Annotated in this window: 21 protein-coding genes and 1 other RNA gene; 11 read left to right on the top strand and 11 right to left on the bottom strand. The window is 62.1% G+C overall.

The annotated features are described in order from the left end of the window. Positions 1–47 precede the first annotated feature (47 nt). Complete coding sequence (locus BUC24_RS14495; RefSeq protein WP_178372552.1) at positions 48–965, bottom strand: transglycosylase SLT domain-containing protein; 918 nt, start codon at positions 963–965, stop codon at positions 48–50. A gap of 468 nt (positions 966–1433) precedes the next feature. Here BUC24_RS14495 and ubiD point away from each other — a divergent pair, with 468 nt between their 5' ends. From ubiD to BUC24_RS14455, 8 genes are all read left to right on the top strand, one after another. Beyond that, positions 1434–2918, top strand: a complete 1485-nt coding sequence (gene ubiD, locus BUC24_RS14490; RefSeq protein WP_073217436.1) for a 4-hydroxy-3-polyprenylbenzoate decarboxylase — start codon at positions 1434–1436, stop codon at positions 2916–2918. A gap of 67 nt (positions 2919–2985) precedes the next feature. After that, an RNA gene (gene ffs, locus BUC24_RS14485) (signal recognition particle sRNA small type) lies at positions 2986–3084 on the top strand. Positions 3085–3206: 122 nt separating this feature from the next. Further along, a complete protein-coding gene (locus tag BUC24_RS14480; protein WP_073217433.1) occupies positions 3207–5378 on the top strand; it encodes a DNA polymerase III subunit gamma/tau in 2172 nt (723 codons plus the stop codon). 49 nt (positions 5379–5427) lie between these two features. Then, positions 5428–5754, top strand: a complete 327-nt coding sequence (locus BUC24_RS14475) for a YbaB/EbfC family nucleoid-associated protein (protein WP_073217430.1) — start codon at positions 5428–5430, stop codon at positions 5752–5754. Positions 5755–5761: 7 nt separating this feature from the next. Next, positions 5762–6352: a recombination mediator RecR gene (gene recR, locus BUC24_RS14470; protein ID WP_073217426.1), complete on the top strand. Its 591-nt coding sequence runs from the start codon at positions 5762–5764 to the stop codon at positions 6350–6352. Continuing rightward, positions 6352–7557: a CaiB/BaiF CoA transferase family protein gene (locus BUC24_RS14465; protein WP_073217423.1), complete on the top strand. Its 1206-nt coding sequence runs from the start codon at positions 6352–6354 to the stop codon at positions 7555–7557. The genes recR and BUC24_RS14465 overlap by 1 nt, the downstream gene beginning before the upstream one ends. A gap of 82 nt (positions 7558–7639) precedes the next feature. Then, the gene (locus BUC24_RS14460; protein ID WP_073217420.1) at positions 7640–8776 is read left to right on the top strand and encodes a glycosyltransferase; all 1137 of its coding nucleotides are present in this window, start codon (positions 7640–7642) and stop codon (positions 8774–8776) included. Beyond that, a complete protein-coding gene (locus tag BUC24_RS14455) occupies positions 8763–9629 on the top strand; it encodes a DUF2334 domain-containing protein (protein WP_083598929.1) in 867 nt (288 codons plus the stop codon). The genes BUC24_RS14460 and BUC24_RS14455 overlap by 14 nt, the downstream gene beginning before the upstream one ends. Here BUC24_RS14455 and BUC24_RS14450 read toward each other — a convergent pair. Next, positions 9520–9810, bottom strand: a complete 291-nt coding sequence (locus BUC24_RS14450) for a hypothetical protein (RefSeq protein WP_073217417.1) — start codon at positions 9808–9810, stop codon at positions 9520–9522. The two genes, BUC24_RS14455 and BUC24_RS14450, sit on opposite strands and share 110 nt — an antisense overlap. 166 nt (positions 9811–9976) lie before the next feature. Between BUC24_RS14450 and BUC24_RS14445 the strand changes: the two genes are divergently transcribed. Beyond that, on the top strand, positions 9977–12379 hold the full coding sequence (locus tag BUC24_RS14445; protein ID WP_073217414.1) for a penicillin acylase family protein: 2403 nt from the start codon (positions 9977–9979) through the stop codon (positions 12377–12379). A 3-nt stretch (positions 12380–12382) separates the two neighbouring features. Here the strand turns inward: BUC24_RS14445 and BUC24_RS14440 are convergent, their stop codons facing one another. From BUC24_RS14440 to BUC24_RS14400, 9 genes are all read right to left on the bottom strand, one after another. Beyond that, a complete protein-coding gene (locus BUC24_RS14440; protein WP_073217411.1) occupies positions 12383–14488 on the bottom strand; it encodes a putative bifunctional diguanylate cyclase/phosphodiesterase in 2106 nt (701 codons plus the stop codon). 1 nt (position 14489) lies between these two features. Next, positions 14490–17336 carry a hybrid sensor histidine kinase/response regulator gene (locus BUC24_RS14435; RefSeq protein ID WP_073217408.1) on the bottom strand — a complete coding sequence of 949 codons (2847 nt, stop codon included), beginning with the start codon at positions 17334–17336 and terminating at the stop codon, positions 14490–14492. Between the two features lie 262 nt (positions 17337–17598). Then, positions 17599–18324 (bottom strand): LolA-like protein, encoded by a 726-nt coding sequence (locus BUC24_RS14430; RefSeq protein WP_073217405.1) that lies wholly within the window; start codon positions 18322–18324, stop codon positions 17599–17601. Between the two features lie 29 nt (positions 18325–18353). Further along, a complete protein-coding gene (locus BUC24_RS14425; protein ID WP_178372551.1) occupies positions 18354–19517 on the bottom strand; it encodes an acyltransferase family protein in 1164 nt (387 codons plus the stop codon). Continuing rightward, the gene (locus BUC24_RS14420) at positions 19484–20158 is read right to left on the bottom strand and encodes a hypothetical protein (RefSeq protein WP_143167527.1); all 675 of its coding nucleotides are present in this window, start codon (positions 20156–20158) and stop codon (positions 19484–19486) included. The genes BUC24_RS14425 and BUC24_RS14420 overlap by 34 nt, the downstream gene beginning before the upstream one ends. Beyond that, a complete protein-coding gene (locus BUC24_RS14415; protein WP_073217394.1) occupies positions 20155–21051 on the bottom strand; it encodes an ABC transporter ATP-binding protein in 897 nt (298 codons plus the stop codon). The genes BUC24_RS14420 and BUC24_RS14415 overlap by 4 nt, the downstream gene beginning before the upstream one ends. Then, entirely contained in the window at positions 21051–21395 is a 345-nt protein-coding gene (locus BUC24_RS14410; RefSeq protein ID WP_083598928.1) for a GntR family transcriptional regulator, read from the bottom strand. Before BUC24_RS14410 ends, BUC24_RS14415 begins: the two co-directional genes overlap by 1 nt. 137 nt (positions 21396–21532) lie before the next feature. Next, positions 21533–21733: a YbdD/YjiX family protein gene (locus tag BUC24_RS14405; protein ID WP_073217386.1), complete on the bottom strand. Its 201-nt coding sequence runs from the start codon at positions 21731–21733 to the stop codon at positions 21533–21535. Positions 21734–21735: 2 nt separating this feature from the next. Beyond that, positions 21736–23799, bottom strand: coding sequence for a carbon starvation CstA family protein (locus BUC24_RS14400; RefSeq protein WP_073217382.1), 2064 nt, complete (start codon positions 23797–23799; stop codon positions 21736–21738). Between the two features lie 188 nt (positions 23800–23987). Here BUC24_RS14400 and BUC24_RS14395 point away from each other — a divergent pair, with 188 nt between their 5' ends. After that, entirely contained in the window at positions 23988–25346 is a 1359-nt protein-coding gene (locus tag BUC24_RS14395; protein WP_073217376.1) for a cache domain-containing protein, read from the top strand. Continuing rightward, a complete protein-coding gene (locus BUC24_RS14390; RefSeq protein ID WP_073217373.1) occupies positions 25343–25969 on the top strand; it encodes a response regulator in 627 nt (208 codons plus the stop codon). The genes BUC24_RS14395 and BUC24_RS14390 overlap by 4 nt, the downstream gene beginning before the upstream one ends. Positions 25970–26233 lie beyond the last annotated feature (264 nt).

The following is a 26233-nucleotide window of genomic DNA, read 5'->3' as shown; positions in this document are numbered from 1 at the left end:
ACTCCGCAAGGAGTCCGGCTTTTCACTATATATATAGTGCGTGTTGCTTACAGCCCGGCCAACTGGTCGTTATGCAGGGTTGGCGTTGGCGTTGGTGCCGGCTTGGCAGGCGCCTTGTCCGCTGCTTTATCTGCTGCCTTGTCCGCAACCACCGATGCTGGCGCTGGTGGCGTGAAGGTCGGCACCTGCTTGCCCTTGGCCACCAGTTTCAGACGGTTGTACTCGGCCAGCACGCGCGAACCGTAACCCTGGTCGGTTTCGAAGGCGGCAGCGCCCACATAGGTTTTCAAGCCGGCTTCCACCGAACCGCCACGGCTCACGTATTCCTTCAGGATCTGGGCGCCGACACGGATGTTGGCAACCGGATTGAGAGCAGCCTGGGTGCCGCCCATGTCCTGGAACTTGGCGTGGTGGATCTTGGACATGACTTGCATCAGGCCCTGGGCGCCAACCGGGCTTTCCGCGAACGGATTGAGACCGGATTCAATCGCCATCACAGCCAGAATCAGCAGTGGGTCGATCTTGACTTCATGGGCCGTGTCATACGCGGTCGAGACCAGCATATTGGTGGCATCGCCTGCTACGCGGTAACGCTTGGACAGCCAGGTGGTGACGAATTGCTGTTGCTTGGCATTGCCCAGCGCAGCTTTTTCATCGGCTTCTGTCTCCGCATCTTCCTTGGCGCTCGCTTCACGCGCGGCCATCAGATCCGACAGGGCAGGGGCCTGCACGGGCTTGGCGACCACCACGGGCGCCGGCGACAGAAACTCCGATACTTCTTTCGCCATGTCAGGGCGGGTGTACAGCATGGCCACCAGGGCCAGAGCGCTCAGACCAAAGACGGTCAGGGTGTGTTGCATCGTGGTCATCAAACCACGGCCGGTTTTTGCGACGGAAGACCACGTCACTGGCTGGGCAGCCATTGCTTGGGCGAACTTCGCCGCCTCGTTGAAACGATTTATCATCGAATTCCCCTTTGTCGCGGCAACAGTAATCCCAGAACCGCGATAAGTCGCAGTGGATTACCAATGCCGTGCATCAGAAATATCGTCTATCGTGGCTGATGCGCACGATTAACGCCGTCATTGCTTGCTTCAGCGGGTCGTTCCCTGTGGTATTAGACCGTTCGCAAAACAACTGTTTTCGGGGGCTAGGCAGACGCCTAATTGAAAACACTCCTTAAAATGTCGTTGGGGCCCCGACCCCGTGAATGGTTGAGAACAGCTAAAATTGGGTCCTTGGACGCTGCTGTCTCATCAACATGGTGCAAATTGTAGAAGCTGGTTTATATCAAGTCAATACTAACACTATTGATCCTTATTACTTTTAGATCTAGCTTTTGTTAATGCATTGCAGCAAAACCCTGTCAAATCAACTACTTGGCATGGACAATTGAACAACCATGCAACCTTGAAAAAAACCAGAAAAAACCGATGAAATATTCAGATCTGCGTGATTTTGTTTCTCAAATGCAAGAAATGGGCGAGTTGAAGCGCATTTCCATGCCCGTTTCGCCCTATTTGGAGATGACCGAGATCTGCGACCGGGTCTTGCGTGCCGAAGGGCCGGCCATCCTGTTCGAGAATCCGACCGGCCACCGCATGCCCGTGCTGGGCAATCTGTTCGGCACGCCGCGCCGCGTGGCGTTGGGGATGGGTGCCGATAATGTGGGCGAACTGCGCAAGATTGGCCACGTGCTGGCGCGCCTGAAAGAGCCCGAGCCGCCCAAGGGCTTCAAGGATTTCATGGACCTGGGTTCGCTCGTCAAAGCCGTGTGGGACATGTCGCCCAAGGAAGTAAAAGGCGCACCGTGCCAGGAGATCGTGTGGGAAGGGGCCGATGTCGACCTGGCCCGCCTGCCGATCCAGCACTGCTGGCCGGGGGACGTGGCGCCCCTGATTACCTGGGGCCTGGTCATTACCAAGGGCCCGAACAAAAAGCGCCAGAACCTGGGCATCTACCGGCAGCAGGTACTGGGCCCCAACAAGGTGATCATGCGCTGGCTGGCGCACCGGGGCGGGGCGCTCGACTTCCGCGAACACGGCATTGCCACCAAGGGCGCCCCCTATCCGGTGGCCGTGGCGCTGGGCGCCGACCCGGCCACCATTCTGGGCGCCGTCACCCCGGTGCCGGACAGCTTGTCCGAATACCAGTTTGCCGGCTTGCTGCGCGGCAGCCGCACGGTGCTGACCAAGGCCATCGGCAGCGAGCTGCGCGTGCCCGCCTCGGCTGAAATCGTGCTGGAAGGCCACATCTACGCCGATCCGAACCACCCCACCGGCTACGAACACGCGCTGGAAGGCCCATATGGCGACCACACTGGTTACTATAATGAGCAGGACAGCTTCCCCGTGTTCACCATCGACCGCATCACCATGCGGCGCGACCCGATTTACCACTCTACGTATACAGGTAAACCGCCAGACGAGCCCGCCGTGCTGGGCGTGGCGCTGAACGAAGTGTTCATTCCGCTGCTGCAGAAGCAATTTAGCGAAATCACGGACTTCTACCTGCCGCCGGAAGGCTGCAGCTACCGGATGGCGGTGGTGCAGATGAAAAAGCAGTACGCCGGCCATGCCAAGCGCGTGATGTTTGGCGTATGGAGTTACCTGCGCCAGTTCATGTATACCAAGTTCATTGTCGTGGTGGATGAAGACGTCAACATTCGCGACTGGAAAGAAGTGATCTGGGCCATCACCACCCGGGTCGACCCCAGCCGCGACACCCTGCTGGTGGACAACACGCCGATCGACTATCTGGACTTCGCTTCTCCAGTCAGCGGACTGGGCAGCAAAATGGGCATCGACGCCACGAACAAGTGGCCTGGCGAAACCAGCCGCGAGTGGGGCACGACGATTGCCATGACGCCCGAGGTCAAGACCCGGATCGACAGCATCTGGCAAGAACTGGGCCTGTAAGCGGCCGAAAGGGGAGCACGATCGTGATGCTCCCCACAAATTTCTGAGGTCGGTTATAATGAGCGCTGGCGGGCCCCTGCGCATTGTGGCATGGCTAACCTGGTCAGGTCGGGAACGAAGCAGCCACGGCCGTTAACCATAAGTGCCGCAGATCAGGCTCGCCTCCTTCGATCTATCCCCGCCCGTATTACCCCTCCCGTTTCGCCCTCTGTTTGCCGTACCGGCATAGCTTGCTACAATGGCTCTTTCGCATCCCTTGGGGTGTGCTACATACGGTAAAATCCACGCATGTCCTATCAAGTCCTCGCCCGCAAATACCGCCCCAAGAACTTCGAAACGCTCGTCGGCCAGGAGCATGTGGTGCGCGCCTTGACGCACGCGCTGCAAACCGGCCGCCTGCACCATGCCTATCTGTTTACCGGCACCCGCGGTGTGGGCAAGACGACGCTGTCGCGCATTCTGGCCAAGTCGCTCAATTGCATCGGCGCGGACGGCAACGGCGGCATCACCGCCACCCCGTGCGGCATATGCGAAGCGTGTACCGCCATTGATGCTGGCCGCTTTGTCGACTACATCGAGATGGATGCGGCGTCGAACCGCGGCGTGGACGAAATGGCGCAGCTGCTCGAACAAGCCGTGTACGCACCGTCGAATGCGCGCTTCAAGGTCTACATGATCGATGAGGTGCACATGCTGACCAACCATGCGTTCAACTCGATGCTCAAGACGCTGGAAGAACCGCCGCCGCACGTCAAGTTCATTCTGGCGACGACCGACCCGCAAAAAATTCCCGTGACCGTGCTGTCGCGCTGCCTGCAGTTCAATCTGAAGCAGATGCCGCCCGGGCACATCATCAGCCATCTCGATAACATCCTCGGCCAGGAAGGCATCACCTTCGAGCAGCCGGCCCTGCGCCTGCTGGCACAAGGCGCGCACGGCTCGATGCGCGACGCGCTCTCGCTGACCGACCAGGCCATCGCCTACGCGGCAGGCCAGGTTACGCTCGAAGCGGTGCAGGGCATGCTGGGGGCGCTCGACCAGTCCTACCTGATTCGCCTGCTCGATGCGCTGCTCAACCAAGATGGCGCCGATCTGATGGTGGTGGCCGATGAAATGGCCAGCCGCAGCCTGTCTTACAACGGTGCGCTGCAGGATCTGGGCACGCTGCTGCACCGGATCGCGCTGGCGCAATCGGTGCCGAGCGCGGTGCCGGAAGATTTGCCCGAGCTGGCCGATATCCATCGCCTTGCTGGCGCCTTCGATGCGCAGGAAGTGCAGCTGTATTACCAGATCGCCGTCCATGGCCGCAACGAGATCGGCCTGGCGCCGGACGAATACGCCGGCTTTACCATGACGCTGCTGCGCATGCTCGCTTTCCGCCCTGGTAACGGGGGCGCCGAAGGCGTGGCCCCAGCTGGTCCGGCCAGTGTGCGGCCGGCAGCGCCATCGCCACGGCCTGCGGCCGCGCCGCCAGCGCGCGCCGCCTCGGCCGCCGTCGCCAGTCACGCCACCATGTCGCCTCCGCCGCCGCCACCCCCGGCAGCCCCGGTGCAGCAGGCCGCACCCGCGCCTGTTGCCGCTGCGGCGCCAGCGGCCGGTCCGGCAAGTGCCGCCCGCGCAGCCCTCAATGCGGCGCTGGAAGCGGCGCGTGCGGGCAGTGGCGGACGCCATGCCGCACCGCGCCGTTCCACGGCCATGACCAATCAAGCCGATGCGGCGGCAGCCCCCGCGCCGGCGCCCGCGCAAGCGGCAGCGCCGGCCCCCGCGCCGGAAGAGCCCCCGCCTGCACCTGCTGCGCCGAAAGCGCCGCCGCCATGGGATCAGCCGCAAGCCGCCGCCGCGCAGGCACCCGTGCAGATGGCGCAGCCACAGGTGCACGCACAAGCGCAAGCCCAGTATCAGCAAAGCGAGCCCGATGACGGCCCGCCTGACTGGGTCACCGAATTTTCGGACGATACCGCCGTGGCCCAGGAAGCGCCAGCAGTGGTGGCAGCACCGGTGCGCGCGCCGGCCATGCCGAAACCTGCTTATGTCATCACGCCGGTCCCCGAAATTGCATGGGACGGGAACTGGCCGGCATTGGCAGCGGTGCTGCCGCTGCGCGGCGTGTCGCAGCAGCTCGCGTTTCAGACCGAGCTGGTTTCGTGCACGCCGGACGGCAATGTCACCACCTTCCGCCTGCGCGTGCCGATTGATACGCTGCGCGCCAGCGGCAACACCGAAAAGCTCGCTGCTGCGCTGCAGGACCGCTTCCCGGCGACCAAGGTGCACGTTGAAATCGATATCGGCCAGGTCTGGTACACCGCCAGCGCAGAAGCCATCGCTTACCGTGAACTGTGCCAGCGTCAGGCCGAAGAGATCGTCGTCAACGATCCTTTCGTGCGCGATGTGATGCGCGATCTGGGCGCCTTCATCGTGCCCGGCTCGGTGCGTCCGGCGCCGTCGGCTGCCCCACTCTGACCCTTTTTAGCATTCCCATTTATCCATTTTTTGAATCCGGAGAACGATCATGATGAAGAACCAGCTCGCAGGCTTGATGAAACAGGCGCAAGCCATGCAGGACAACATGAAGAAGGCGCAGGAAGCGCTGGCGCTGGTGGAAGTGGAAGGCCAGTCCGGTGCCGGTCTGGTCAAGGTTGTGATGACCTGCAAAAACGACGTCAAGCGCGTTTCGATCGATCCATCGCTGCTCGCTGACGACAAGGACATGCTGGAAGACCTGGTTGCCGCCGCCTTCAACGACGCCGTGCGCAAGGCGGAAGCCACGTCCGCCGAAAAAATGGGCGGTCTGACCCAGGGCATGCAGCTGCCGCCTGGCTTCAAGATGCCGTTCTAAGGTTCGCATGTCCAAATCGCTCGACTTCCTGACCGAAGCATTGCGCCGGCTGCCCGGCGTCGGCCCGAAGTCGGCGCAGCGCATGGCGTTTCATTTGCTGCAGCATGACCGCGAGGGCGCTGCCATGCTCTCGCGTGCGCTGTACCAGGCGGTGGACGCGGTCCACCACTGCGCCATGTGCAATACCTTTGCCGAGACCGAGGTCTGCGACACCTGCCTCGACGAGGCGCGCGATAAAGCGCTGCTGTGCGTGGTCGAAACGCCAGCCGATCAGCTGATGATCGAGCAGACCCTCACCTACAAGGGCCTGTACTTCGTGCTGATGGGGCGCCTGTCGCCGCTGGACGGTATCGGCCCCAAGGATATCCATCTCGACAAATTAATCAACCGCGCTGCCGACGGCGTGGTAGGCGAAGTGGTCCTGGCGACCAATTTCACCAACGAAGGCGAAGCCACCGCCCACTACATCAGCGAGATGCTCAAGGCGCGCGGCTTGAAGGTTAGCCGCCTGGCGCGGGGTGTGCCGGTTGGCGGCGAACTGGAATACGTGGACGCGGGCACCATCGCACGCGCCATGCTCGATCGCCGCGCCACGTGATGCAAGCGGGCGCACTGGCCGGTATCAAGGTGCTGGAACTGGGCACGCTGATTGCCGGCCCGTTCTGCGCGCGCATGCTGGGCGAATTTGGCGCCGACGTGATCAAGATCGAAGCGCCCGATGGCGGCGATCCGATTCGCCACTGGCGCATTCTCAAGGACGGCACCTCGCTGTGGTGGTCTGTCCAGTCACGCAACAAGCAAAGCCTGACCCTCAACATGAAGGATGAACGCGGCCGCGCCATTGCAAAACAGCTGGCGCTGGAAGCGGACATCATCGTTGAAAACTACCGTCCCGGCGTGCTGGAAAAGTGGGGCATCGGCTACGAGCAGCTGAAAGCCGAGAACCCGGCCGTGATCATGGTGCGCTTGTCCGGCTTTGGCCAGACCGGCCCGATGAAGGACCAGCCGGGCTTTGGCGCCATTGGTGAATCGATGGGCGGGCTGCGCTATGTGTCCGGCCATCCGGACCGCCCGCCCGTGCGGGTGGGCGTGTCGATTGGCGATTCGGTGGCGGCGCTGCATGGTGTGATTGGCGCCATGGTCGCGCTGCGCCATCGCGATGCCACTGGCGGCCGCGGTGCCGGTGAAGGCCAGATGGTCGACGTGGCGCTGTACGAAGCGGTATTCAACATGATGGAGTCGCTGGTGCCCGAGTACGATCACGCGGGCGTGGTGCGCGAGCGTACCGGCGGCGCGCTGCCCGGCATTGTCCCGTCCAACACCTACACCACCAGCGACGGCGAAAACATCGTCATCGCGGGCAATGGCGACGCGATTTTCAAGCGCCTGATGCTGGCCATGGGCCGGATCGACATGGCGGGCGATGCGCAGCTGGCGCGCAACGATGGCCGCGTGCCGCGCAGCGCCGAGATTGACGCGGCCATTCAAGCCTGGTGCGATACCCAGACTATCGACAGCGCGCTGACCACGCTGCAGGCGGCCGATGTGCCGGCCGGTAGAATCTATTCGGTGCGCGACATGATGAGCGACCCGCAATTCCTGGCGCGCGGCATGTTCGAGCAGCATCAGTTTGCCGATGGCACGCCGGTCAAGATGCCTGCGATCACCCCCAAGCTGTCGGCCACACCGGGCACCACCCGCTGGCTCGGCCCGGCGCTGGGTGAGCACACGGACGCCATCCTGCATGCACTTGGTTACAGCGAGCAAGCCATCGCCGCACTGCGCGAGGACGGCGTACTCTAAGCGTGCCGGCGCGCTTTGCGTGTGCTCAAACAGGGCACAGCGTGCGCTGGTATCGTGAGTTCACTCCCGTGGACTCTTGCGCATGCATCTCGTCGACATCACCATGTTTTATGCTGCCGAAGGAGGCGGCGTCAGTACCTATATCAACGCCAAGGCGCGCTGGCTGGCGCAGCGCGCCCGTGTGCGCCACACGATCTTCAGTTCCAGCGTGCGCGGCGACAGCGATCTACCTTCCCTGGTCCGTTTTCCCGGCCTGGCCGTGCCTGGCCTGCATGGCTATCGATTTCCCTTGTCGGTGGCGCGGCCGGCGCGCCTGATGGCGCAGCTGCAGCCTGACCTGATCGAGGTGGGCGATGCCGGTCCGGCGGCATGGGCGGCGCTGCGGGTCAAGCGCCAGCTGGGCATTCCCGTGGTGGCCTTCTACCATTCCGACCTGGCGCGCCTGATCCAGGCCCGTTTCGGGCGCATGGCCATGCTGGGCGCCTGCCGCTATCTGGCGCAGTTGTATGGGCAGTGCGACCTGGTGCTGGCGCCCAGCCGGCTAATGGCGCAGCGCCTGGCCAGCATGGGTGTGCCTGGCGCCGTGCATCAGCCGCTGGGCATCGACAGTGGCGTTTTCTCGCCCCAACACCGTATCGCCTCGCTGCGCGAGCAACTGGCTGTGCCCAGTGCCAGCCGGCTGCTCGTGTATGCGGGTCGCTTCACGCCCGAAAAAAAGCTGGCGCTGCTGATCGAGGCGGTGCGCCTGCTCGGCCAACCCTATTATCTGGTGCTCATTGGCGGCGGCATGCCCTTGCCGCCGTCGGCGCAAACCCGCGTCATTCCTTTCCAGCGCAATCAGCTGGCGCTGGCCCGCCTGCTGGCCAGCTGCGACGCGCTGGTGCATCCGGGCGACTGCGAAACCTTTGGCTTGATCGTGCTCGAAGCCATGGCCTGCGGCCTGCCGGTGGTGGGCACCAGTGGCGGCAGCGTGGCCGAACTGGTCGACGAGCGCAGTGGCGTTCTGGTGCCGCCCAATTGCGCAGCCAGTCTGGCCGCCGGCATTGATGCGCTGTTCGCGCGCGATATACGCGCGCTGTCTGCTGCCGCCGCAAGCGCCGTGCGTGAGCATTACGACTGGGACCGCATCCTGCCCCAGCTCATGGCACGCTACGCCGGTCTGCTGGCCACGCATCAGCGGGCCGAACTTAAAGCGGAGCCTGGCTGTGTACCCGAGTGAACGTCCGGCCCTGTGCGTGGCCATTCACGATGTGGCGCCCGCCACCTGGCGCGAATGTCTGATTCTGCTGGACGCCGTTCGCGCTGTTGCCGACATTCCTCTCACCTGGCTGGTGGTGCCGCGCTATCACCACGCCGCGCAGCGCTCGCTGGCCTGCGAGTCCATGCTCGAAAACCTGATGGGGCAAGGGCACGAGCTGGCGCTGCACGGCTATACGCATCGCGATCCTGCGCCCGTGCGCGGCCTTGGCAGTGGGCGCCTGCTGCGCACCGTGTACACCCAAAGTGAAGGCGAGTTTGCCGCCATCGATGTTGCCGAAGCGCGGCGCCGGATCGAACTTGGCCTGCGCTGGTTTCAGGAACGCGGCTGGCCCGTGACTGGCTTTGTTGCCCCTGCCTGGCTGCTGGGCGCGCCAGCCTGGGCGGCACTGGAAGAGCAGCCGTTCCGCTACACCACAACCTTTACGCGTTTCCATTTGCTGCAACCTCGACAGTCCGTGCTGGCCCCGGCCCTGGTGTATGCAGCCCGCAATGCGGCGGGCCGGATCGCCTCGCCTCCGCTGGCCTCTGCCGTTGCCGCGCTGGCTGCGCGCACACCCCTGCTGCGGCTGGCATTGCACCCGCGCGACGCCCACCACCGCGCTTTGGTGCGCCATGCCCAGCACCTGATCGCGCGCCTGCTGCGTACGCGCACCCCCATGACCAAGCAGGATTACGCGGCGCGGCTGGTGGCTGCCAGCAGTGTTACCAGCCCGAGCCCCAGCGTCCGCCCAGTCCCCAGTACCGGTGCCCATATGCCGCGTAATAGCCTGGATAGCCGTAGCCATACCGTTCCATATTTTCCTTGGTGCTAAGTTGCAACACGCAGGTGCGCCACGGGTCGGAATTGGCGGCGTAGCCGAGCTTGGCGCAGGCGGGCCCGTAGACTTGCATCATCTGCTCCATTTCTGCCTGCATGCTCGCCGCCTTTTGCTCGGGCGTGGTGCAGCCGGCCAGCAACAATGCCGCCATGACGGCTTTGATGAGATTGGACATCGCGCTCTCCTTGCTTGATATGGATCCAGCTTAAAAGCCCGAGGTGATCAACGATTGATCCATCTCAATATGGTTTCAGGAACCGTGACTGTGGCGCATGGGTAATTCTTCCTCCTGCATGCACTTTTCTGGCACACTGCTCGCGATACCCATCAAGAGGAACACGATGCAAAAACGTACGTTGAAGGTCCTGTCTTTACGTCTGTTGATCATTCTCCTGTTACTCATCTGTGCGGCGCTGCTGGCGGCCTGGTTTTACCTACGCAACAGCCTGCCCAGGCTGGAAGGCACAGTACAGGCGCCCGGCCTGAGCGCGCCCGTGACGGTGGCGCGCGATGCGCGTGGCGTGCCCCTGATCAGTGGCGCCAGCCGGGCCGACCTGGCTTACGCCACCGGCTACGTCCATGCGCAGGAACGCTTCTTCCAGATGGACTTGCTGCGCCGCGTGGGAGCAGGAGAACTGTCGGAGCTGTTCGGACCCAAGGCGCTCAAGACCGATGAAGAACACCGGCTGCACCGCTTCCGCGCCCGCGCCGAGCGCATACTCAAAACGCTGGACCCGGCCGAACGCGCCTTCCTCGAGCACTACGTCAGCGGCGTGAATGATGGCCTGTCGGCGCTGAAGGCCAATCCTTTCGAATACGCGCTGATTGGCGCCAAGCCGCGCCCATGGACAGCGGCCGACTCGATGCTGGTGGTGTACGCGATGTACTTTGACTTGCAGGGCAAGCTGATGCCGCGCGAGATTGCGCGCGGCTGGCTGCAGACGCACACCAGCGCCGAGCAGCGTGCCTTCCTGCTGCCCGAGTATTCACAGTGGGATGCCCCGCTTGATGCCAACAGCGTCAGCGCGCCGCTGGCGCCAATTCCGCCGGCACCGCCATCGTGGTGGGGCGCACCACGCGGCTCGGCCCGCACCGAGCTGGCCTCGGCCGATTTCGTCGACTCAGTCGGCAGCAACAACTGGGCCGTGGCCGGCTCGCGCAGCAGTCATGGCGCCGCCATCGTTGCCGACGACATGCACCTTGGCCTGCAGCTCCCGAATATCTGGTACCGGGTGGCCCTGCAGTTCCCCGATGCGCAGGGCAAGCCGCGGCGCGTGGTGGGCGTTACCCTGCCTGGTGCGCTGCCAGCCGTGGTTGTCGGCAGCAATGGCCATCTGGCCTGGGGCTATACCAATAGCTACGGCGACTACCTCGATCTGGTGGCCTTGGAGGCAAGCCCCGACCGCCCTGGCCAGCTGCGTACGCCAGGCGGGTGGGAGACGCCGGTCGAACACAGCGAAACGATCTTGATCAAGGGCGCACCTGCCCACACCATGGTCGTGCGCGACACTTCGTTCGGGCCTGTGCGCGAAGTGGCAGGGCAGATTTACGCCGTCCACTGGCTGGCCCATCGCGACGATGCCCTCAATGCCAATCCGCGCAAGCTGGAGGAAATTGATAACGTCGAACAGGCGCTGGCTGTGGCGAACACACTTGGCATCCCCGCGCAAAACTTCGTCGCCGGCGATGACAAGGGCAATATCGGCTGGACCATTGCCGGCCTGATGCCGCAGCGCGTACGGCCCGGCGCTGCGGACACCTATCCGATTGGGCTCGACGGCACGGCCGCATCGTTCGCGGGCAGCCTGGCGCCAGCCGATTACCCGCGTGTGCTCAATCCCGCCGACGGCCAGCTTTCCACCGCCAACAGCCGTCAGCTGATCGGCCCGGGCGCCCCGCAAATCGGCGACGGCGGCTTTGATATAGGCGCGCGCAACAAGCAAGTGCGCGATGCCTTGCTGGCGCTGGGACCGAAGACCGATGTGGCGGGCGTCTACAGCGTGGGCCTGGACGACCGCGCCATCTTTATCGCCCCCTGGCGTGAGCGTGCTTTGGCTGTGCTGGATCAAGCGGCAGTGCAGGGCAAGCCGCAGCGTGCCCAGTTCCAGCAGCTGCTCAAGAGCGGCTGGACCGGCCATGCCAGTGTGGATTCGGTCGGCTACCGCCTGGCGCGCCAGTTCATGTGGTCGATGTACGATGTGGTGTACGACGGCGCCAACGGCCAGCTGGAAGCCCTGGGCGACAAGGCCAGCATGGCTTTGATCACTTCGCGCTGGCCGGTGGTGCTGGCGCGTCTGCTGGACGAACAGCCGGCCGCCTGGCTGCCGCCCGGTCACGCCGACTGGAAGGCCGTGCAGCTGGCCGCGATCGACCGCGCCATTGCGGACCTGACCAAGGACGGCAAGCCGCTGAGCGCTGCCACCTGGGGTGAACGCAATACGGCCGCCATCGCCCATCCCATCACCATGGCGGCGCCATTCCTGAAGCGCTGGCTGGCGGTACCGGCCGAGCCGCTGCCGGGTGACGCCAACATGCCGCGTGTGTCGGGCAGCAAATTTGGGCAGTCGGAACGGATGACGGTGTCGCCAGGCAGGGAAGAGCAGGGCATTTTCAACATGCCGGGCGGGCAAAGCGGGCACCCGCTGTCGCCTTACTTCCTGACGGGGCACGAGGATTGGGTCAAGGGCACGCCCACGCCGCTGTTGCCGGGCAAGGCCGAGCACACCCTGACCTTCGTCAAGTAGCGCCTACTTCATCACCTCCGGGAGCGACTTCGCCTTGTGCAGCATGGCGGTGATCAGCTCCTGGGGCGAAGGGTGGCCCAGGTAAAAGCCCTGGACCATGTCGCAGCCGTATTCCTCGAGCAGGACCAGCTGCTCGTCAGTTTCCACACCCTCGGCCACCACCACCATTTTCAGCCCATGCGCCATGGCGATGATGGCGCGCGTGATGGCGGCGTTTTCGGAATCCTCCGGCAGCCCGCAGATGAAGCTTTTGTCGATTTTCAGGGTGCGCACGTCGAAGCGCTTGAGGTAGTTCATCGACGAATAGCCGGTCCCGAAATCGTCGATCGACAAGCACACTCCCAGCGCGCGCAGCTGCTCCAGCGTGGCCATGGTGGCGCGCGCATCGTCCATCAGCGTGCCCTCGGTCAGTTCCAGTTCGAGCAGACGCGGATCGAGCCCGGTTTCGCTTAGCACCGCCATCACGATCTGGGTCAGGTTCTCGTCCTTGAACTGCTTGGCCGACAGATTGACTGCCATGCGCAGTGAGCGCTGGGTCGCCTTCTGCCACTGCCTGGCCTGAATGCAGGCCGTGCGCAGCACCCATTCGCCAATTGGCACAATCAAGCCGGTTTCCTCGGCCAGGGGGATGAATTCCGTGGGCGAGACCAGCCCGCGCTCCGGGTGACGCCAGCGCACCAGCGCCTCCACCCCGACAATGTCACCCGAACTGACATCGATCTGCGGCTGGTACAGCAGGTACATTTCATTGTTCTGCAGTGCCTTGCGCAAGCCGACTTCGAGCTTCACGTGGCTCATAATCTGCATGGTCAGCGAGGAGCTGTACAGTTTCGCGTTGTTCTTGCCGCAGTTTTTGGCGTGGTACATGGCGGTGTCGGCAAACTTGAGCAGCGAGTCGCAGTCGTCTCCATCTTCGGGAAACAGCGAGATGCCGATACTGGCGGTAACGAAGATCTCGTGGCCCTCAATCAGGAAGGGGCGGCGCATCGCATCCTTGACGCGCTGTGCAACATTGAGCGCATTTTCGACCCGTTCCAGGTCGGGAATCAGGATGGTGAATTCATCGCCCCCCAGGCGCGCCAGATTGTGGGGCTGGCCGTTGCGCGACACCAGATCGCAAGGGCGAATGGTTTCGCGCAGACGCTCCGAGACGATCTGCAGCAGATGGTCGCCCACGTTGTGGCCCAGCGTATCGTTGATGCGCTTGAAGGCATCGAGGTCCATGAACAGCACTGCAAACTTCTTGTTGCCATCCTTGGAGCGGTGCAGTTCACGTTCCAGTGTTTCCAAAAAAGCCTGGCGGTTCGGTATGCCCGTCAGGCTGTCGCAATAGGCCAGGCGGCGAATCTGTTCTTCCGTGCGTTTGCGTTCGCTGATGTCGCGCACCAGGCCCAGAACCTGGTCTTCGCCGGTGGCCACCAGGCGCGCTTCGAAGTGGTGTACCGTGCCGCTGCGCGGCATTTCATAGTCGACCGAGCGCACTTGCTGGGTGTCGAGCACGGCGTGCATCTGTTCGATGATGCGCTCGGCAATGTCGGGTGGCAGCATCTGGCTGATATGCTTGCCCACGCATTCGTGCACCGAGGTCGGCGCGGCGGCATCGTGGCCTTGTTCGTAGTCGAGGTAGATGCCGTCCTTGCTGAGCCGGAAAAACGTATCGGGAATGGCCGCCAGCACGGCGCGATTATGTGCATCGGCGATACGCAGGCGCACAATGGCGTCGCTCGCGCGCAGCACGTACAAGACCCGGTGCCCAAGGATCGGCCAGTTGATCGGCTTGGAGATGAAGTCGGTCGCACCAGCCTCGTAGGCGTTGGTCACCGCTTCAATGTCGTCGCCGCCGGTGACCATGATGATGGGTACCGCGGCACCGGTTTCGATGCGGCGAATTTCGCGGCAAGCCGAAAAGCCGTCCATGTTGGGCATGTCCACATCCATCATGATCAAGTCTGGCGCCATGCTTTGAAAGCGTGCCACTGCCTGGCGACCGTCAGCGGCCTCGATGCCGTCCAGGCCCACCTGGCCGAGCATTTCAATCATCAGAAGACGCATCACCGGGTCATCGTCGGCCACCAGCACGACACCGCGTTTGTTGGAGTTAACTGGCATGTCAATTTTCCTTCTCTAGGATGGCATTGAGCGAATGCCGAACCGCCTGGAATTCGTGCTCCATGTCGATGAGGATGCGGGCGGCGCCATCGGTGGTGTCGCTGCGGCCAAGCGTTTCCATCTCTCTGCACATCTGGGCCAGCTTCTCGGCGCCGATGTTGGCGCTGCTCGACTTGAGGCTGTGGGCGGTCTTGCGCAAGCTGGCGCAGTCCAGGGCTGCAATGGCCGTGCGCAGTGTTTGCAAATGGCTGGGCGTGTCGCCGACGTAGGCTGCGATCACTTTCTGCACCAGGGCATCGCCGCCGTCCTTGTTCAACGCGCGGATATTGGCCAGCGCCTGCTGGTTGATGGCGGGGCGCTGGATCACTTCGCGCACCTCCGCGGGCAGCACCGGCGCTTCCTCGTCATGGTGCACGTTCGCGGCAATCGCGATCCCGATCCAGCGCCCAATCACGGCGGCCAGCTGCTGCTGCGTGAACGGCTTGCTGAGGTAGTCGTCCATGCCGGCGGCCAGGCAGGCCTCGCGGTCGCCCTGCAGTGCGTTGGCGGTGATGGCGATGATGGGCAGGGTGCGTCCACGGCCGCCGGCTTGCTCGTAGCGGCGGATTTCGGCGGTAGCGGCAAAGCCGTCCATGACCGGCATCTGGCAGTCCATCAGCACGATATCGAACGGTTCGGCGCGCACTGCCTGCAGCGCTTCGTCGCCGTTGCGGGCGATTTGTACCTTCAGCCCCAGACTAAACAACATCGCTCTGGCCACCTCCACGTTAACGGGATTGTCCTCTGCCAGCAGCACCTTGCGCACCCGTGGCGGCTTGACTGCCAATGGCACTGGCGCAGCGGCCCGCGTTGGCAGCACGGCACGCTGTTCCAGCGGCGCCGTCAGGACCGGTAATTTGGTGCGCGGACGCGTCATGATGCATTCGAACAGATCGCCGGCACGCGCCGGTTTGATCAGCTGGTAAGCCACGCCCGCTTCGCGCCGCTGCACCGGATCGGCCGCAAGGCGGTTGTCGCTCACCAGCAGCAGGCGGGTGGCGGCGGTGGCCGGGTCGCCCTTGATGGCGGCAGCGAGCGACAGGCCACTGGTGCGCTGCAGGTCCATGTCGATGATCGCGACGTCAAATGGCATGCCGCTGCGCGCAGCCGCCGTCAGGCGTTCGACCGCGTCCACCGCCGACAGCGCCGACTGGGTTGCAACCTGCCAGGTGGCCAGCTGCCTTTCCAGTACCACGCGCGTCTCGCTGCGCTCGTCGACTACCAGCACGCGCAAGCCTTCCACGGCCTTGAGCGCGGTGCCGGGATTGTCCACTTCCACGCGGCGCTTGTCGAAGCTGGCCGTGAACCAGAAGATCGAGCCCTGGGTCAGCGCGTTTTCCACGCCGATGGTCCCGCCCATCAGTTCCACCAGCTGACGCGAGATGGCCAGGCCCAGACCGGTGCCGCCGTACTTGCGCGTGGTGGAGTTGTCCGCCTGCGAAAACGCTTCAAAGATCCGGCCGCGCGCATCGCGCGACACGCCAATGCCGGTGTCGTGCACTTCGAAGCGCAGACTCACCTTGGCCGCGTCTTCGCAAATGACCTGGACCTTGGCCAGAATTTGGCCGCGGTCCGTGAACTTGATTGCGTTGCCCAGCAAATTGGCCATGATCTGGCGCAGGCGGTTCGGATCGCCGCAGATGGCGATTGGAATGTCGTTGGCGATGTCGAAATCGAGGGCGATACCCTTGGCCTGGGCTTGCGGGCTGTAGATATTGTTGATGTCGTCCAGCAGATCCCACAGATTAAAGTTAATGTATTCAATGGACAGTTTGCCTGCTTCGATCTTGGAAAAATCCAGGATGTCGTTGATGATCACGAGCAGATGTTCGCCCGAGCGCTTGACGAGCTTAGTGAAGTTGCGCTGGGTTTCTGTCAGTGAGGTGCTGAGCAGCATTTCAGTCATGCCAAGCACACCATTCATGGGCGTGCGAATCTCGTGACTCATGGTGGCGAGGAAAGCACTCTTCGCCCGGCTGGCAGCCTCGGCGGCGTTCTTGGCCTTTTCCAGCTGCTCGGTACGCACGCTGACCTGCCGTTCGAGTTCGTCACGATGATGGGTCAGGGCAGCGCCGCGGCCCTCGATCTGGGCCAGCATGTCGTTGAAGCTGTCGATTAATGTGCCCAGTTCGTCGGTGCGTTCGTGGGCAATGCGCAAGTTGTAGTTCTGGCTGGCAGATACCTTTTGTGCCGCATTGATCAGCTTGGTCACCGGGTCGGCAATACTGCCTTTGAAGCGGCTGGCCAGCACCATCGCCACCACGAGCGAGCCGCCCATCGCCGCGGCAATCATGCCCAGGCTTTTCAACACGTCCAGCCACATGGCGGTCAGGTCCGCTTCGATCATGACGACGCCGATTTGCATATTGTCCAGTCCGGTAACCGGACGAAAACGCCGCATCTTGGTAGACCAGAACGAGCTGCCCTGGCGATTGGAGTGGATCAAGCTGTCGTCGTCGGGATCGACTGCCAAAGTTGCAGGGTCGGCTTCAGCCAGGCCGGGGCGGGCGTACTGCGCGAACAAGACGCCATTGCGGTCAAACAGGGCGGCGGTGGAAATTTCTTCCTTGGCCTTGAGCGCGGACAGGGTTTTGTGGGCGCGGCTGCGATCGTTGAAGGTGAGCGCGTCAACACTGTTGGCGCCAATCACGCCGGCAAAGGAGGACAGTTGCATTCCCTCATCTTTGCGGTGGTTCAATACGGAGGTGACGGTGAAAGCGACGAATACAAACGAGAGTGCGGTACCGGTGGACAGGAACGAGATGATGGTCAACTTCTTGTTCAAACTGGAGCGCTCGAAGTTCAACATGGTGGCGTCGCAAGGTGAGGTGGGAATCGGATTCCGGCAGGAAAAATATACGTGTAAAGAATCCTGACAGCTTTGATGAGGGACAAGGATGCGGGGGAGGAGAGGCGGGGGCGCAACAGAGGGAGATTGCCCAACTACATCGCCCTCGCGAAGGCGGGGGCCCATGCCACTGTGCCGAATTCGGTTAGGTGGAATAGGCCCCCGCCTTCGCGAGGGCGATGGTGGTGGGCTTACAGTTGCTTAATCACGCGGGAAGCGGTTTTTACCTCGCGGCGGGTTTGGCAAATCGGGATGGGTCGAGCTTGACGTTCAGCTCGACTTTCTCAACCACAATCGTCATGCGTTCCTTTGCCCCGGACAGGCCGATTTCAATTTTATGCGGCAACTTGATGCCGTCAACAACACGGTAATCGCTGCTTAAAATATCGATCTGTTTCATCTGCCCCATCACTGGCCCCAACTGCGTCCGTTTAAGCTCGAGGTGGGTCGCCGCATCAAGCCACACCGTGGATGTCTTGCCGTTGGGACGTGTCACGCGCAGCGATTGCGCCGCTTTGCCGTCCACAAGTGCGTCACCGAGATAGGCGACCTTGATGCCGCGGCCAGCGGGACCAATCAAAGCATCGTCAAATTCGGCTTCCTCGATGAGCGCGTTAGCCTCGTCGCCGGTCATGGCAAACGGCACTGATCCACCCGGCACGAAAGGGTCGATCTTCCATGCGACCTTGCCGTCGAAAGCCATGACTTGCACAGTGTCCTGGATCGTGACTTCTTTGTGGATCAGATTGGGGCGGCGCGCCTCGACGGTAACAGGCAACTCAAACGGTGCGGCGCCGATCAAACGCATGGCGACACGCCGACTCTGGATCTGGTCGACCGGGCCGATTGCTTTGGCGTATTGATCCAGCACGGTTTGTGCGTTGGGTGCGGCATTCACCGAGGTGGAAAGGGAAAGCAGAGCAGCAAACAGAAGCGGAAGAGGGCGCATGATATTCTTTCAAAAAAGGTGGACAAGGGTCAGGCTTTTCTACGGCCATTCAACACAACACCGACAATGGTGCTGCGAACCAGCAAGGCGTAACTGGCCAGCATTACGCCAAACGCCACTGCAAGAATCAGAAGGAATTTCAACAACCACGGCCAGGCGAACGGCGCCACGATCCTCTGCAGGCCAACCACCAGCGGCAAGTGCACGAGGTACATCCAGTACGAGGCATCGGCCAGGTAGCGCAACGTGGCGTTCGGCGCGGCCAGGAAACGATGCGCCATGCCAATCAGGGCGAGAGCCCAGCTCCATGCGCCAAAGCTATAGCTCGCCGCATAGAGGAGTTTGGCGCCGCCTTGAGGGACAGGCATCAGCAATGGCGTGAGTCCTGCGTGCGCCAGGCAATAGCCGGTGCAAGCGCAGGCAATGGCAAGATTGCGCGGCCAGCCCTTGCGCCAGATGGTCAGGGTGTCAGGATGCGATTGCACCAGCCAGCCGAACAGGAATGCGCTGCCGAAACTGACCAGGGCGGCCGAGTTGGGCATCAAGGACTGGTCCGGCGTGGGAATACCGAACCACATCATCCAGTAAGCCTGGAAATACAGGCTCAAACACATCGGCGCTGCCAGCAGTATCAGGCCCCAAGGTTGCAGCAGGAGATGCGTGAGGCGGGTGGCGGAGAAACGCCGGAGCAGCGACAGCGCAACATAGAACCAGCCCAGCAGATACAGGAACCACAAATGCATCAGCGGAAAAGCGGGTAGCGAGATATGCCAATACGCGCTTGGCACCTTGCCCGCCCACATCAACGCAGGAAACAACAGCAACCAGCCGAGGACCAGCGGCAGACCGATTCGACGCAGCCGGTCCTTGAAAAACGCGGCAGGACCCAGCTTGTTCAAACCTGCATGTGCGACGAAGCCGGCAATTAGAAAGAAGGTCAGCATGCGCAGCATGTGAATCACAAAAAACATCACGGAGAGCAGAACGCTGCTTTGCGCATCGTCTACCAGCCAGATTTGCGGGCCGGGCAGGAAAGACATGCTCGCGTGCAGTACCACCCCCAGCAGCAGGGCGATGCCGCGCACAGCGTCGATACTGTGGACGCGCGTCTCCCCCGCCGCCAAGTCGTGCTTGTCGGTTTTCATGCTTACTCCGGATGTCAGATAAAGTCGGTCTTGCGCGCTTGCAGCCACAGGGTGGCGCAGATGGCGAGGACGGCGGTGCCCAGTTGCACGGCCAGGAACGTGAGCGCGGTTGCGCTCCAGACAATCGTGTCGCCCGTCATGCTGGCCTTGATGTCAGACGCGTTCGATGCAGCATACATCACGGCTTGAAACGCGAGGTTGCTGATAATTTGCGTGGCGATGGTCCACTGCATCGATTCGGTCACAATGCCCACGCACAGGATCAGTACGGCACTCAGGGCAACGGTGCCGAACAGTATGCTGGCGTAGGGGATCAAGCCATCCGGAAGGGAAGATCGCGCCACGATCGTGGCGAAGGTGGTCGCGACCAGCGCGCTCCACGGCAGGAAGAACAACACCATGTTGACCAGCAGCTTGGAACACGTGTAGTCAGCCGGGGTGATGGGCATGCTCATGATAAACGCCAGCGTGTGTTCCTTGCGTTCGCCCACCACGGTTGCCATAGGCGGATGAAAACCCAAGGCCATCATGGCGGTGATCAGCAGCACGGTTCCGCCATAAAAGAAGGCTTGCTGCGCAACACCCAGCATGCACACAGCGGCGATTCCCAAAGCCGAGTACAGCAGCGCCGGCACCAGCAAGAGGCGCAAGTCTTTCAAGATCAAGATCCGGATCATATGGATATTCATGCTGCAGCCTCCCCGCGACGGCCCATGACCGTATTGACGAAAATTTCTTCCAGACTCATTGATTGCACCGCGTGGATGCTGGCACCGGCAGCCTGGCAGGTGCCAGTGATTTCATCCGTAAAATTGCTTGTGGTAAGGATGCGGCTACGACCTTCGCCCACCAGCGACACCGTTCCCGGCATGGCGGGCAAAATACGGCCGGGCGGCAGGTCCAGCTGAATGCGGCGCCAGCGCTCGAGATAGTTTTCCTTGTCGTCTGCATCGATAATGCGGCCCCGGTCGATGAAGGTGATGGCGTCGGCAATCTGCTCCACATCGCGCGTGTTGTGGGAAGAGAACAGGACCGTGCGTTCTTCATCCACCATGGCATGCATCAGTTCTGCCAGGACTTCGTGCCGGGCAACCGGATCGAGCCCGGTGGTCGGTTCATCGAGGACCAGCAGGCGGGGGCGGCGCGCCAGTGCCAGCAGCAAAGCCGCCTTGACGCGCTGACCGTGCGACAAGCCCTTGATTTTCTGTTCCGCCTTCAGATCGAAGCGGCCCAGTAAAGCCTTCGAGTACGTGGCATCCCAACGCGGGTAGACCGAGGCCACCAGATCCATGTGCCACTGCAAGCTGGCACTGCCGTACAGGCGCAAATCTTCGGACACGAAGCCGATTTCCTGCTTGGCCAGGGCTTGCTGTGACGGCATTGCATGGCCCAGTACCTGCACGCTGCCGCTGGATTGATGATTCAGGCCCATCAGGATGCGGATGGTGGTCGATTTCCCCGCACCATTTGCACCGAGAAATCCCATGACGCTGCCCTTGGCCACCGACAGGTCCACCTGGTCCAAGGCAAAGTGTGGATAGCGCTTGCAGACGGCGCGTAGTTGCACTGCCAGTGAGTCCATTATTGTTCCTTTGCTTGGTGAAGTGCCTGGTCGAGGCGGGCGCTGATTTCTTTCGGTTTCAGCCCCAGCAATTGGCCGAGACGCACGGCCTGGGCCAGCACGTCTGTCAACTGTGCCTCCCACTGCGCCGGATCGAGCTTGGGCGCATGGGCCACGATGGAGCCACGGCCGGGCTGGGTGAGAATGACACCCTGCTGTTCCAGCTCCTGATAGGCCCGCTTAACGGTAATGACGCTGACGCTCAAATTCGCAGCGAGTTGACGAATGGAAGGAATTTCCGCGCCGGCAGGCCAGTCGCCCGCGGCGACCTTGTGCCGTACCTGCTCGATGATCTGCAGGTACATGGGGCGTCCATCAGTTTGCGAAATGACGAATGTACTGTGTATGTCCATATACACAGTATATACACTATGCACGGTCGTGCAAGCGATTTTTGCGGACGAAAAAAAAGGACGCCGGGCAGCGTCCTTTGTTGAGCAGGCTAGCAGCAGCCGCCCCGTTTGCCGGCGCCGCCGTAGCGGGCCTCCTGTCGTTCGCGGAAAAATTCCTCGTACGTCATCATCGGATCGCCCGGATGGGTTTTTTCCATGTGCGCGACGTAGGTGCTGTACTCGGGCAAGCCGACCATCAGGCGCATGCTCTGTCCCAGATAGCGGCCGGCCTGAACGAGTTCGCTGAACATGATCAGGCCTGCGCCATGGGTTGCAGCACGAACGGGGATTCCTTTGCGCTTGGGGAACCATTGGCGCGCGCCGCAAGGACCGTTTTGATGCCAAACACCAGCACCGCCAGCACCACCACCATGAAGAAGCCCGCCAGCGACGCATCGACGTAGTCGTTAAAGACAATGCGCTGCATCTGCTCCATGTTTTTGGCCGGGGCCAGCAGCACGCCTTGATCAATCGCCGCCTGGAACTTGTGTGCGTGGGCGAGGAAACCGATCTTCACGTTTTCGTGGAACATTTTCTGCCAGCCGGCTGTGAGTGTGCACACCAGCAGCCACGCGGTTGGCGCCATGGTGACCCAGGCATAACGTGCCCGCTTCATCTTGAACAGCACGCAGGTGGCAAGAATCAGCGCGATGGCAGCCAGCATTTGATTGGCAATGCCGAACAGTGGCCACAGTGTATTAATGCCGCCCAATGGATCGACCACGCCCTGGTACAGGAAGTAGCCCCAGGCTGCCACGCACAGCGACGTGGCGATCAGGTTGGCCGGCAAGGATTCCGTGCGCTTGAGCGAAGGTGCAAACGCCCCCAGCAGATCCTGCAGCATGAAGCGACCAGCGCGGGTGCCCGCATCGACTGCGGTAAGGATGAACAGCGCCTCGAACAGAATGGCGAAGTGGTACCAGAAGGCCATCATGGCTTTGCCGCCCACTGCGCCGGACAGAATATGCGCCATCCCCACAGCCAACGTCGGTGCGCCGCCGGCGCGCGAGATGATGGTGGTTTCGCCCACATCCTTGGCCGTTTGCACCAGCATCTCTGGCGTGATGACGAAGCCCAGCTGGCTGACGGCCGCTGCCGCCGATTCTGCCGTGGTGCCAAGCAAGGCTGCCGGGCTGTTCATGGCGAAATAGATGCCAGGCTCAATGGTGGACGCAGCCACCAGTGCCATGATGGCGACAAACGATTCCATCAGCATGGCGCCGTAGCCGATAAAGCGCGCGTGCTGCTCGTTCTCGATCATTTTTGGGGTGGTGCCGGAAGCGATGAGTGCGTGGAAGCCGGACACCGCACCGCAGGCAATGGTAATAAAGAGGAAGGGGAACAGGCTGCCCGACCAGACCGGGCCGGTCCCATCGATAAACTTGGTGACCGCTGGCATTTTCAGTTCAGGCGCGACAAACAAAATGCCAATGGCCAGCGCAACGATGGTGCCAATTTTAAGGAAGGTGGACAAGTAATCGCGCGGCGCCAGCAGCAGCCAGACGGGAATGACGGAAGCCACAAAGCCGTAGCCGATCAGCATCCAGGTAAGTTCCACCCCGGTAAAGGTGAACATGGGGCCCAGAACGGGATGGCCGGCAACATACTGCCCGCCAAAGATGGCTGCCATCAGCAGCACAAAGCCGATCAGCGATACCTCGCCAATGCGGCCCACACGCACATAGCGCGAATACACGCCCATGAATAGCGCAATGGGAATGGTGGCCATGACGGTAAAACTGCCCCACGGCGAGCCGGTCAGCGCCTTGACGACGATGAGCGCCAATACCGCCAGGATAATGACCATGATCATGAAGGTGCCGAAGAGCGCGATCACGCCCGGTATTTCACCCAGTTCCGACTTGATGAGGTCGCCAAGCGAACGCCCGTCACGCCGGGTGGAAATGAAAAGGACCATGAAGTCTTGCACCGCACCGGCAAAGACCACGCCAGCGAGAATCCACATCATGCCCGGCAGATAGCCCATTTGCGCGGCCAGCACAGGCCCGACCAAGGGGCCGGCGCCAGCGATGGCGGCGAAGTGGTGGCCAAACAGCACGTAGCGATTGGTGGGAACGAAGTCGAGCCCGTCATTGAACTTGTTGGCCGGTGTTTGACGCGTTGCATCGAGCTTGACCACACGCTCGGCGATGAACTTGCTGTAGAAGCGGTAGGCGATCAGGTACACGCACACTGCTGCGGCAACGACCCAGATGGCATTGATGGTTTCGCCGCGCATGAGGGCGATGTAGGCCAGGGCAATGGCGCCGCCGACCGATAGCGCGGCCCAGCCGGCCTGGCTTGTGAGACGATTCATGTGACTCCTCCTGTAGTTTTTATGTGCCGCACGAAGTTAGACCATTTAAACCGGTCGGGATTCCATGCAGCTTGGAGCGAGTATTCGCCAGGGCCGGGAGCGCGACAAGCGCAGCACTACGCAAGCGCCTGCGTAGTACTACGTAGGCGCGCAGGGCATAAGCAACGTAAAATCCATGCATGGAATCAATGAAGCTCAGGCAAAAGGTCATCCTGCTGGCGGTCACCCCGCTGATTCTTGCACTGTGCGTGATCGCCCTGTTTGTGCGGCACCAGGCCATTACCCTGGCCGAGCAGCAGCGCGAAACCATCCAGCAAGCCTACCTGGCCAGCAAGGAAATCGAGCTCAAACATTACGTGGCCATTGCCGCGCAATCGATTGCCCACCTGACCGGGTCGGGCCGTACTGACGCGGCCACCATGGACGAAGCCAAGCGCATCTTGTCCTCGCTGAGTTTCGGCAACGACGGCTACTTTTTTGTCTACGACTACCAAGGCAACAACCTGATGCATCCGCGCCAGCCCGAACTGGTGGGCCGCAACCTGTGGGAGCTGCGTGACGCCAGTGGCGAACCCACCATCCAGCGCCTGGTGGCGCGCGCCAAGGCCGGCGGCGGGCTGCAGCGCTACATGTGGGCCAAGCCCTCGTCCAGCAAGACCGCGCCCAAGCTTGGCTACGTGGTGCCGGTGGCGAACTGGGGCTGGATGATGGGCACCGGGATCTACCTGGACGACGTGGACGCGGCGCTGGCCAAGATCGACGCCCAGCAGTCGCGCAATATCCGCGGCACCATGCTGTGGATCGCCGCCATGGCGATTGTGAGCGCGCTGGTGGTGGCGGGATCGGGCTACGCGCTCAACGTGAGCGAACTGCGTGTGGCTGACGCAAAGCTCAAGGTATTGGCGCAGCGCGTGGTGGAATCACAGGAAGAAGAGAGGGCGCGCCTGTCGCGCGATCTGCACGACGGCATTAGCCAGTGGCTGGTGTCGATCAAGCTGCAGATTGAGGCCGGCGTGATTCGGCTTGGCGGCAGCGCCGAGCAGCAGCAGGCCGCGCGCGCCAGCTTTGAGCACACGGCCCATCAGCTCAATGACGTGCTGGGCGAAGTGCGGCGCATCTCGCACAATTTGCGGCCCGCCCTTCTGGATGACCTGGGGCTGGCCGCGGCGCTCGATCACCTGGCGCAGGAATGCACGCACAACGCCGCCGTGCCGGTGCGCTTTCGGGCCGAAGGCAGCACGGAGGCCTTGCCGCATGTGGTGAACACGGTGTTGTTCCGCATCGCTCAGGAAGCGTTAACCAACATCGAACGGCATGCCCAAGCCAGCTGCGTTGACATCACACTGATCCGCGACGGCCGCAAAGTAATCTTGCGCATTGCTGACAATGGCAGCGGCTTCGACCCCGCCATGGTGGCCAGCCACCCGAAACGCGGCATCGGCCTGCGCAACATGATGGAGCGGATGGAAGCGATCGGCGGTGAGCTGCAAATTGATTCAATGCCGGACGGCACGATAGTACAAGCATCGGTGGAGGCGGGCGCATGAACGAGACCATACACATTTTGCTGGTGGACGATCATCCGCTAGTGCGCGACGGGTTGCGCGCGCGGCTGGAGGCAGTGCCGTATCTGAATGTGGTGGCCGAGGCGGGTGGCGCGGAGGAAGCGCTGGAGCAGGCGGCGCACTGCAAGGTCGATCTGGTCCTGATGGACATTAACATGCGCGGCACCAGCGGGATTGAAGCGACGGCGCAGTTTCGGGCGCGCTTTCCGGCGATCGCGGTGCTGATTCTGTCGATGCACGACAAGCTGGAATATGTGAGCCAGGCGATGCAGGCTGGCGCGCGCGGGTATGTGCTGAAAGACGCGCCGGGCAAGGACATTGTGCTGGCCATTGATACGGTGATGGCAGGCGGGATCTATTACAGTGCGGCCCTGGCCAGACAGCTGGCGCGCCCGCTGGTGCAGGACAACCAGCTGACCGTGCGTGAGCAGGAAGTGCTGCAGCAGCTGGCCAAGGGCGAGTCGAACAAGCAGATCGCCAAGGTGCTGGATTTGTCGGTGCGGACGGTGGAAACGCACCGGCTCAATATCAAGCGCAAGCTGGGGATAGAAGGGCAGGCGGAGCTGATCAAATACGCGGTGCAGCACGCCAGGTTTGATCCGTAGAGCAATAGCATGCAACCACCACATCGCCCTCGCGCAGGCGGGGGCCCATACCACGCTGGCTTTACCTCTTACGGATGCGTGCCATAGGCCCCCGCCTACGCGAGGGCGATGTAAGTACGGGGCGTCTCCGAAATCGATAGCCCAAAGCACCCGTATCAAACACGCCCTTTAATTTAGTTACATCTGCAAGAAACAATCGTTAAAAGCGTATCCCAGAAGCAACTAATTTGATTGTGTTTCAGTATCATCCCCCTTATCATTGAG

The sequence above is a fragment of the Massilia sp. CF038 genome (assembly GCF_900129765.1).
Taxonomy (GTDB): Bacteria; Pseudomonadota; Gammaproteobacteria; order Burkholderiales; family Burkholderiaceae_D; genus Telluria_A.
The sequence above is the reverse complement of the archived record's forward strand: the minus strand, read 5'-3'. Positions and strand labels throughout refer to the sequence as shown.

Excerpts from the sequence above, each read along its gene's own strand:
- BUC24_RS14495 (WP_178372552.1), bottom strand. The coding sequence starts at position 965 with ATGATAAATCGTTTCAACGAGGCGGCGAAGTTCGCCCAAGCAATGGCT.
- ubiD (WP_073217436.1), top strand. The coding sequence starts at position 1,434 with ATGAAATATTCAGATCTGCGTGATTTTGTTTCTCAAATGCAAGAAATG.
- BUC24_RS14480 (WP_073217433.1), top strand. The coding sequence starts at position 3,207 with ATGTCCTATCAAGTCCTCGCCCGCAAATACCGCCCCAAGAACTTCGAA.
- BUC24_RS14475 (WP_073217430.1), top strand. The coding sequence starts at position 5,428 with ATGATGAAGAACCAGCTCGCAGGCTTGATGAAACAGGCGCAAGCCATG.
- recR (WP_073217426.1), top strand. The coding sequence starts at position 5,762 with ATGTCCAAATCGCTCGACTTCCTGACCGAAGCATTGCGCCGGCTGCCC.
- BUC24_RS14465 (WP_073217423.1), top strand. The coding sequence starts at position 6,352 with ATGCAAGCGGGCGCACTGGCCGGTATCAAGGTGCTGGAACTGGGCACG.
- BUC24_RS14460 (WP_073217420.1), top strand. The coding sequence starts at position 7,640 with ATGCATCTCGTCGACATCACCATGTTTTATGCTGCCGAAGGAGGCGGC.
- BUC24_RS14450 (WP_073217417.1), bottom strand. The coding sequence starts at position 9,810 with ATGTCCAATCTCATCAAAGCCGTCATGGCGGCATTGTTGCTGGCCGGC.
- BUC24_RS14445 (WP_073217414.1), top strand. The coding sequence starts at position 9,977 with ATGCAAAAACGTACGTTGAAGGTCCTGTCTTTACGTCTGTTGATCATT.
- BUC24_RS14440 (WP_073217411.1), bottom strand. The coding sequence starts at position 14,488 with ATGCCAGTTAACTCCAACAAACGCGGTGTCGTGCTGGTGGCCGACGAT.
- BUC24_RS14435 (WP_073217408.1), bottom strand. The coding sequence starts at position 17,336 with ATGTTGAACTTCGAGCGCTCCAGTTTGAACAAGAAGTTGACCATCATC.
- BUC24_RS14430 (WP_073217405.1), bottom strand. The coding sequence starts at position 18,324 with ATGCGCCCTCTTCCGCTTCTGTTTGCTGCTCTGCTTTCCCTTTCCACC.
- BUC24_RS14420 (WP_143167527.1), bottom strand. The coding sequence starts at position 20,158 with ATGAATATCCATATGATCCGGATCTTGATCTTGAAAGACTTGCGCCTC.
- BUC24_RS14415 (WP_073217394.1), bottom strand. The coding sequence starts at position 21,051 with ATGGACTCACTGGCAGTGCAACTACGCGCCGTCTGCAAGCGCTATCCA.
- BUC24_RS14410 (WP_083598928.1), bottom strand. The coding sequence starts at position 21,395 with ATGTACCTGCAGATCATCGAGCAGGTACGGCACAAGGTCGCCGCGGGC.
- BUC24_RS14405 (WP_073217386.1), bottom strand. The coding sequence starts at position 21,733 with ATGTTCAGCGAACTCGTTCAGGCCGGCCGCTATCTGGGACAGAGCATG.
- BUC24_RS14400 (WP_073217382.1), bottom strand. The coding sequence starts at position 23,799 with ATGAATCGTCTCACAAGCCAGGCCGGCTGGGCCGCGCTATCGGTCGGC.
- BUC24_RS14395 (WP_073217376.1), top strand. The coding sequence starts at position 23,988 with ATGAAGCTCAGGCAAAAGGTCATCCTGCTGGCGGTCACCCCGCTGATT.
- BUC24_RS14390 (WP_073217373.1), top strand. The coding sequence starts at position 25,343 with ATGAACGAGACCATACACATTTTGCTGGTGGACGATCATCCGCTAGTG.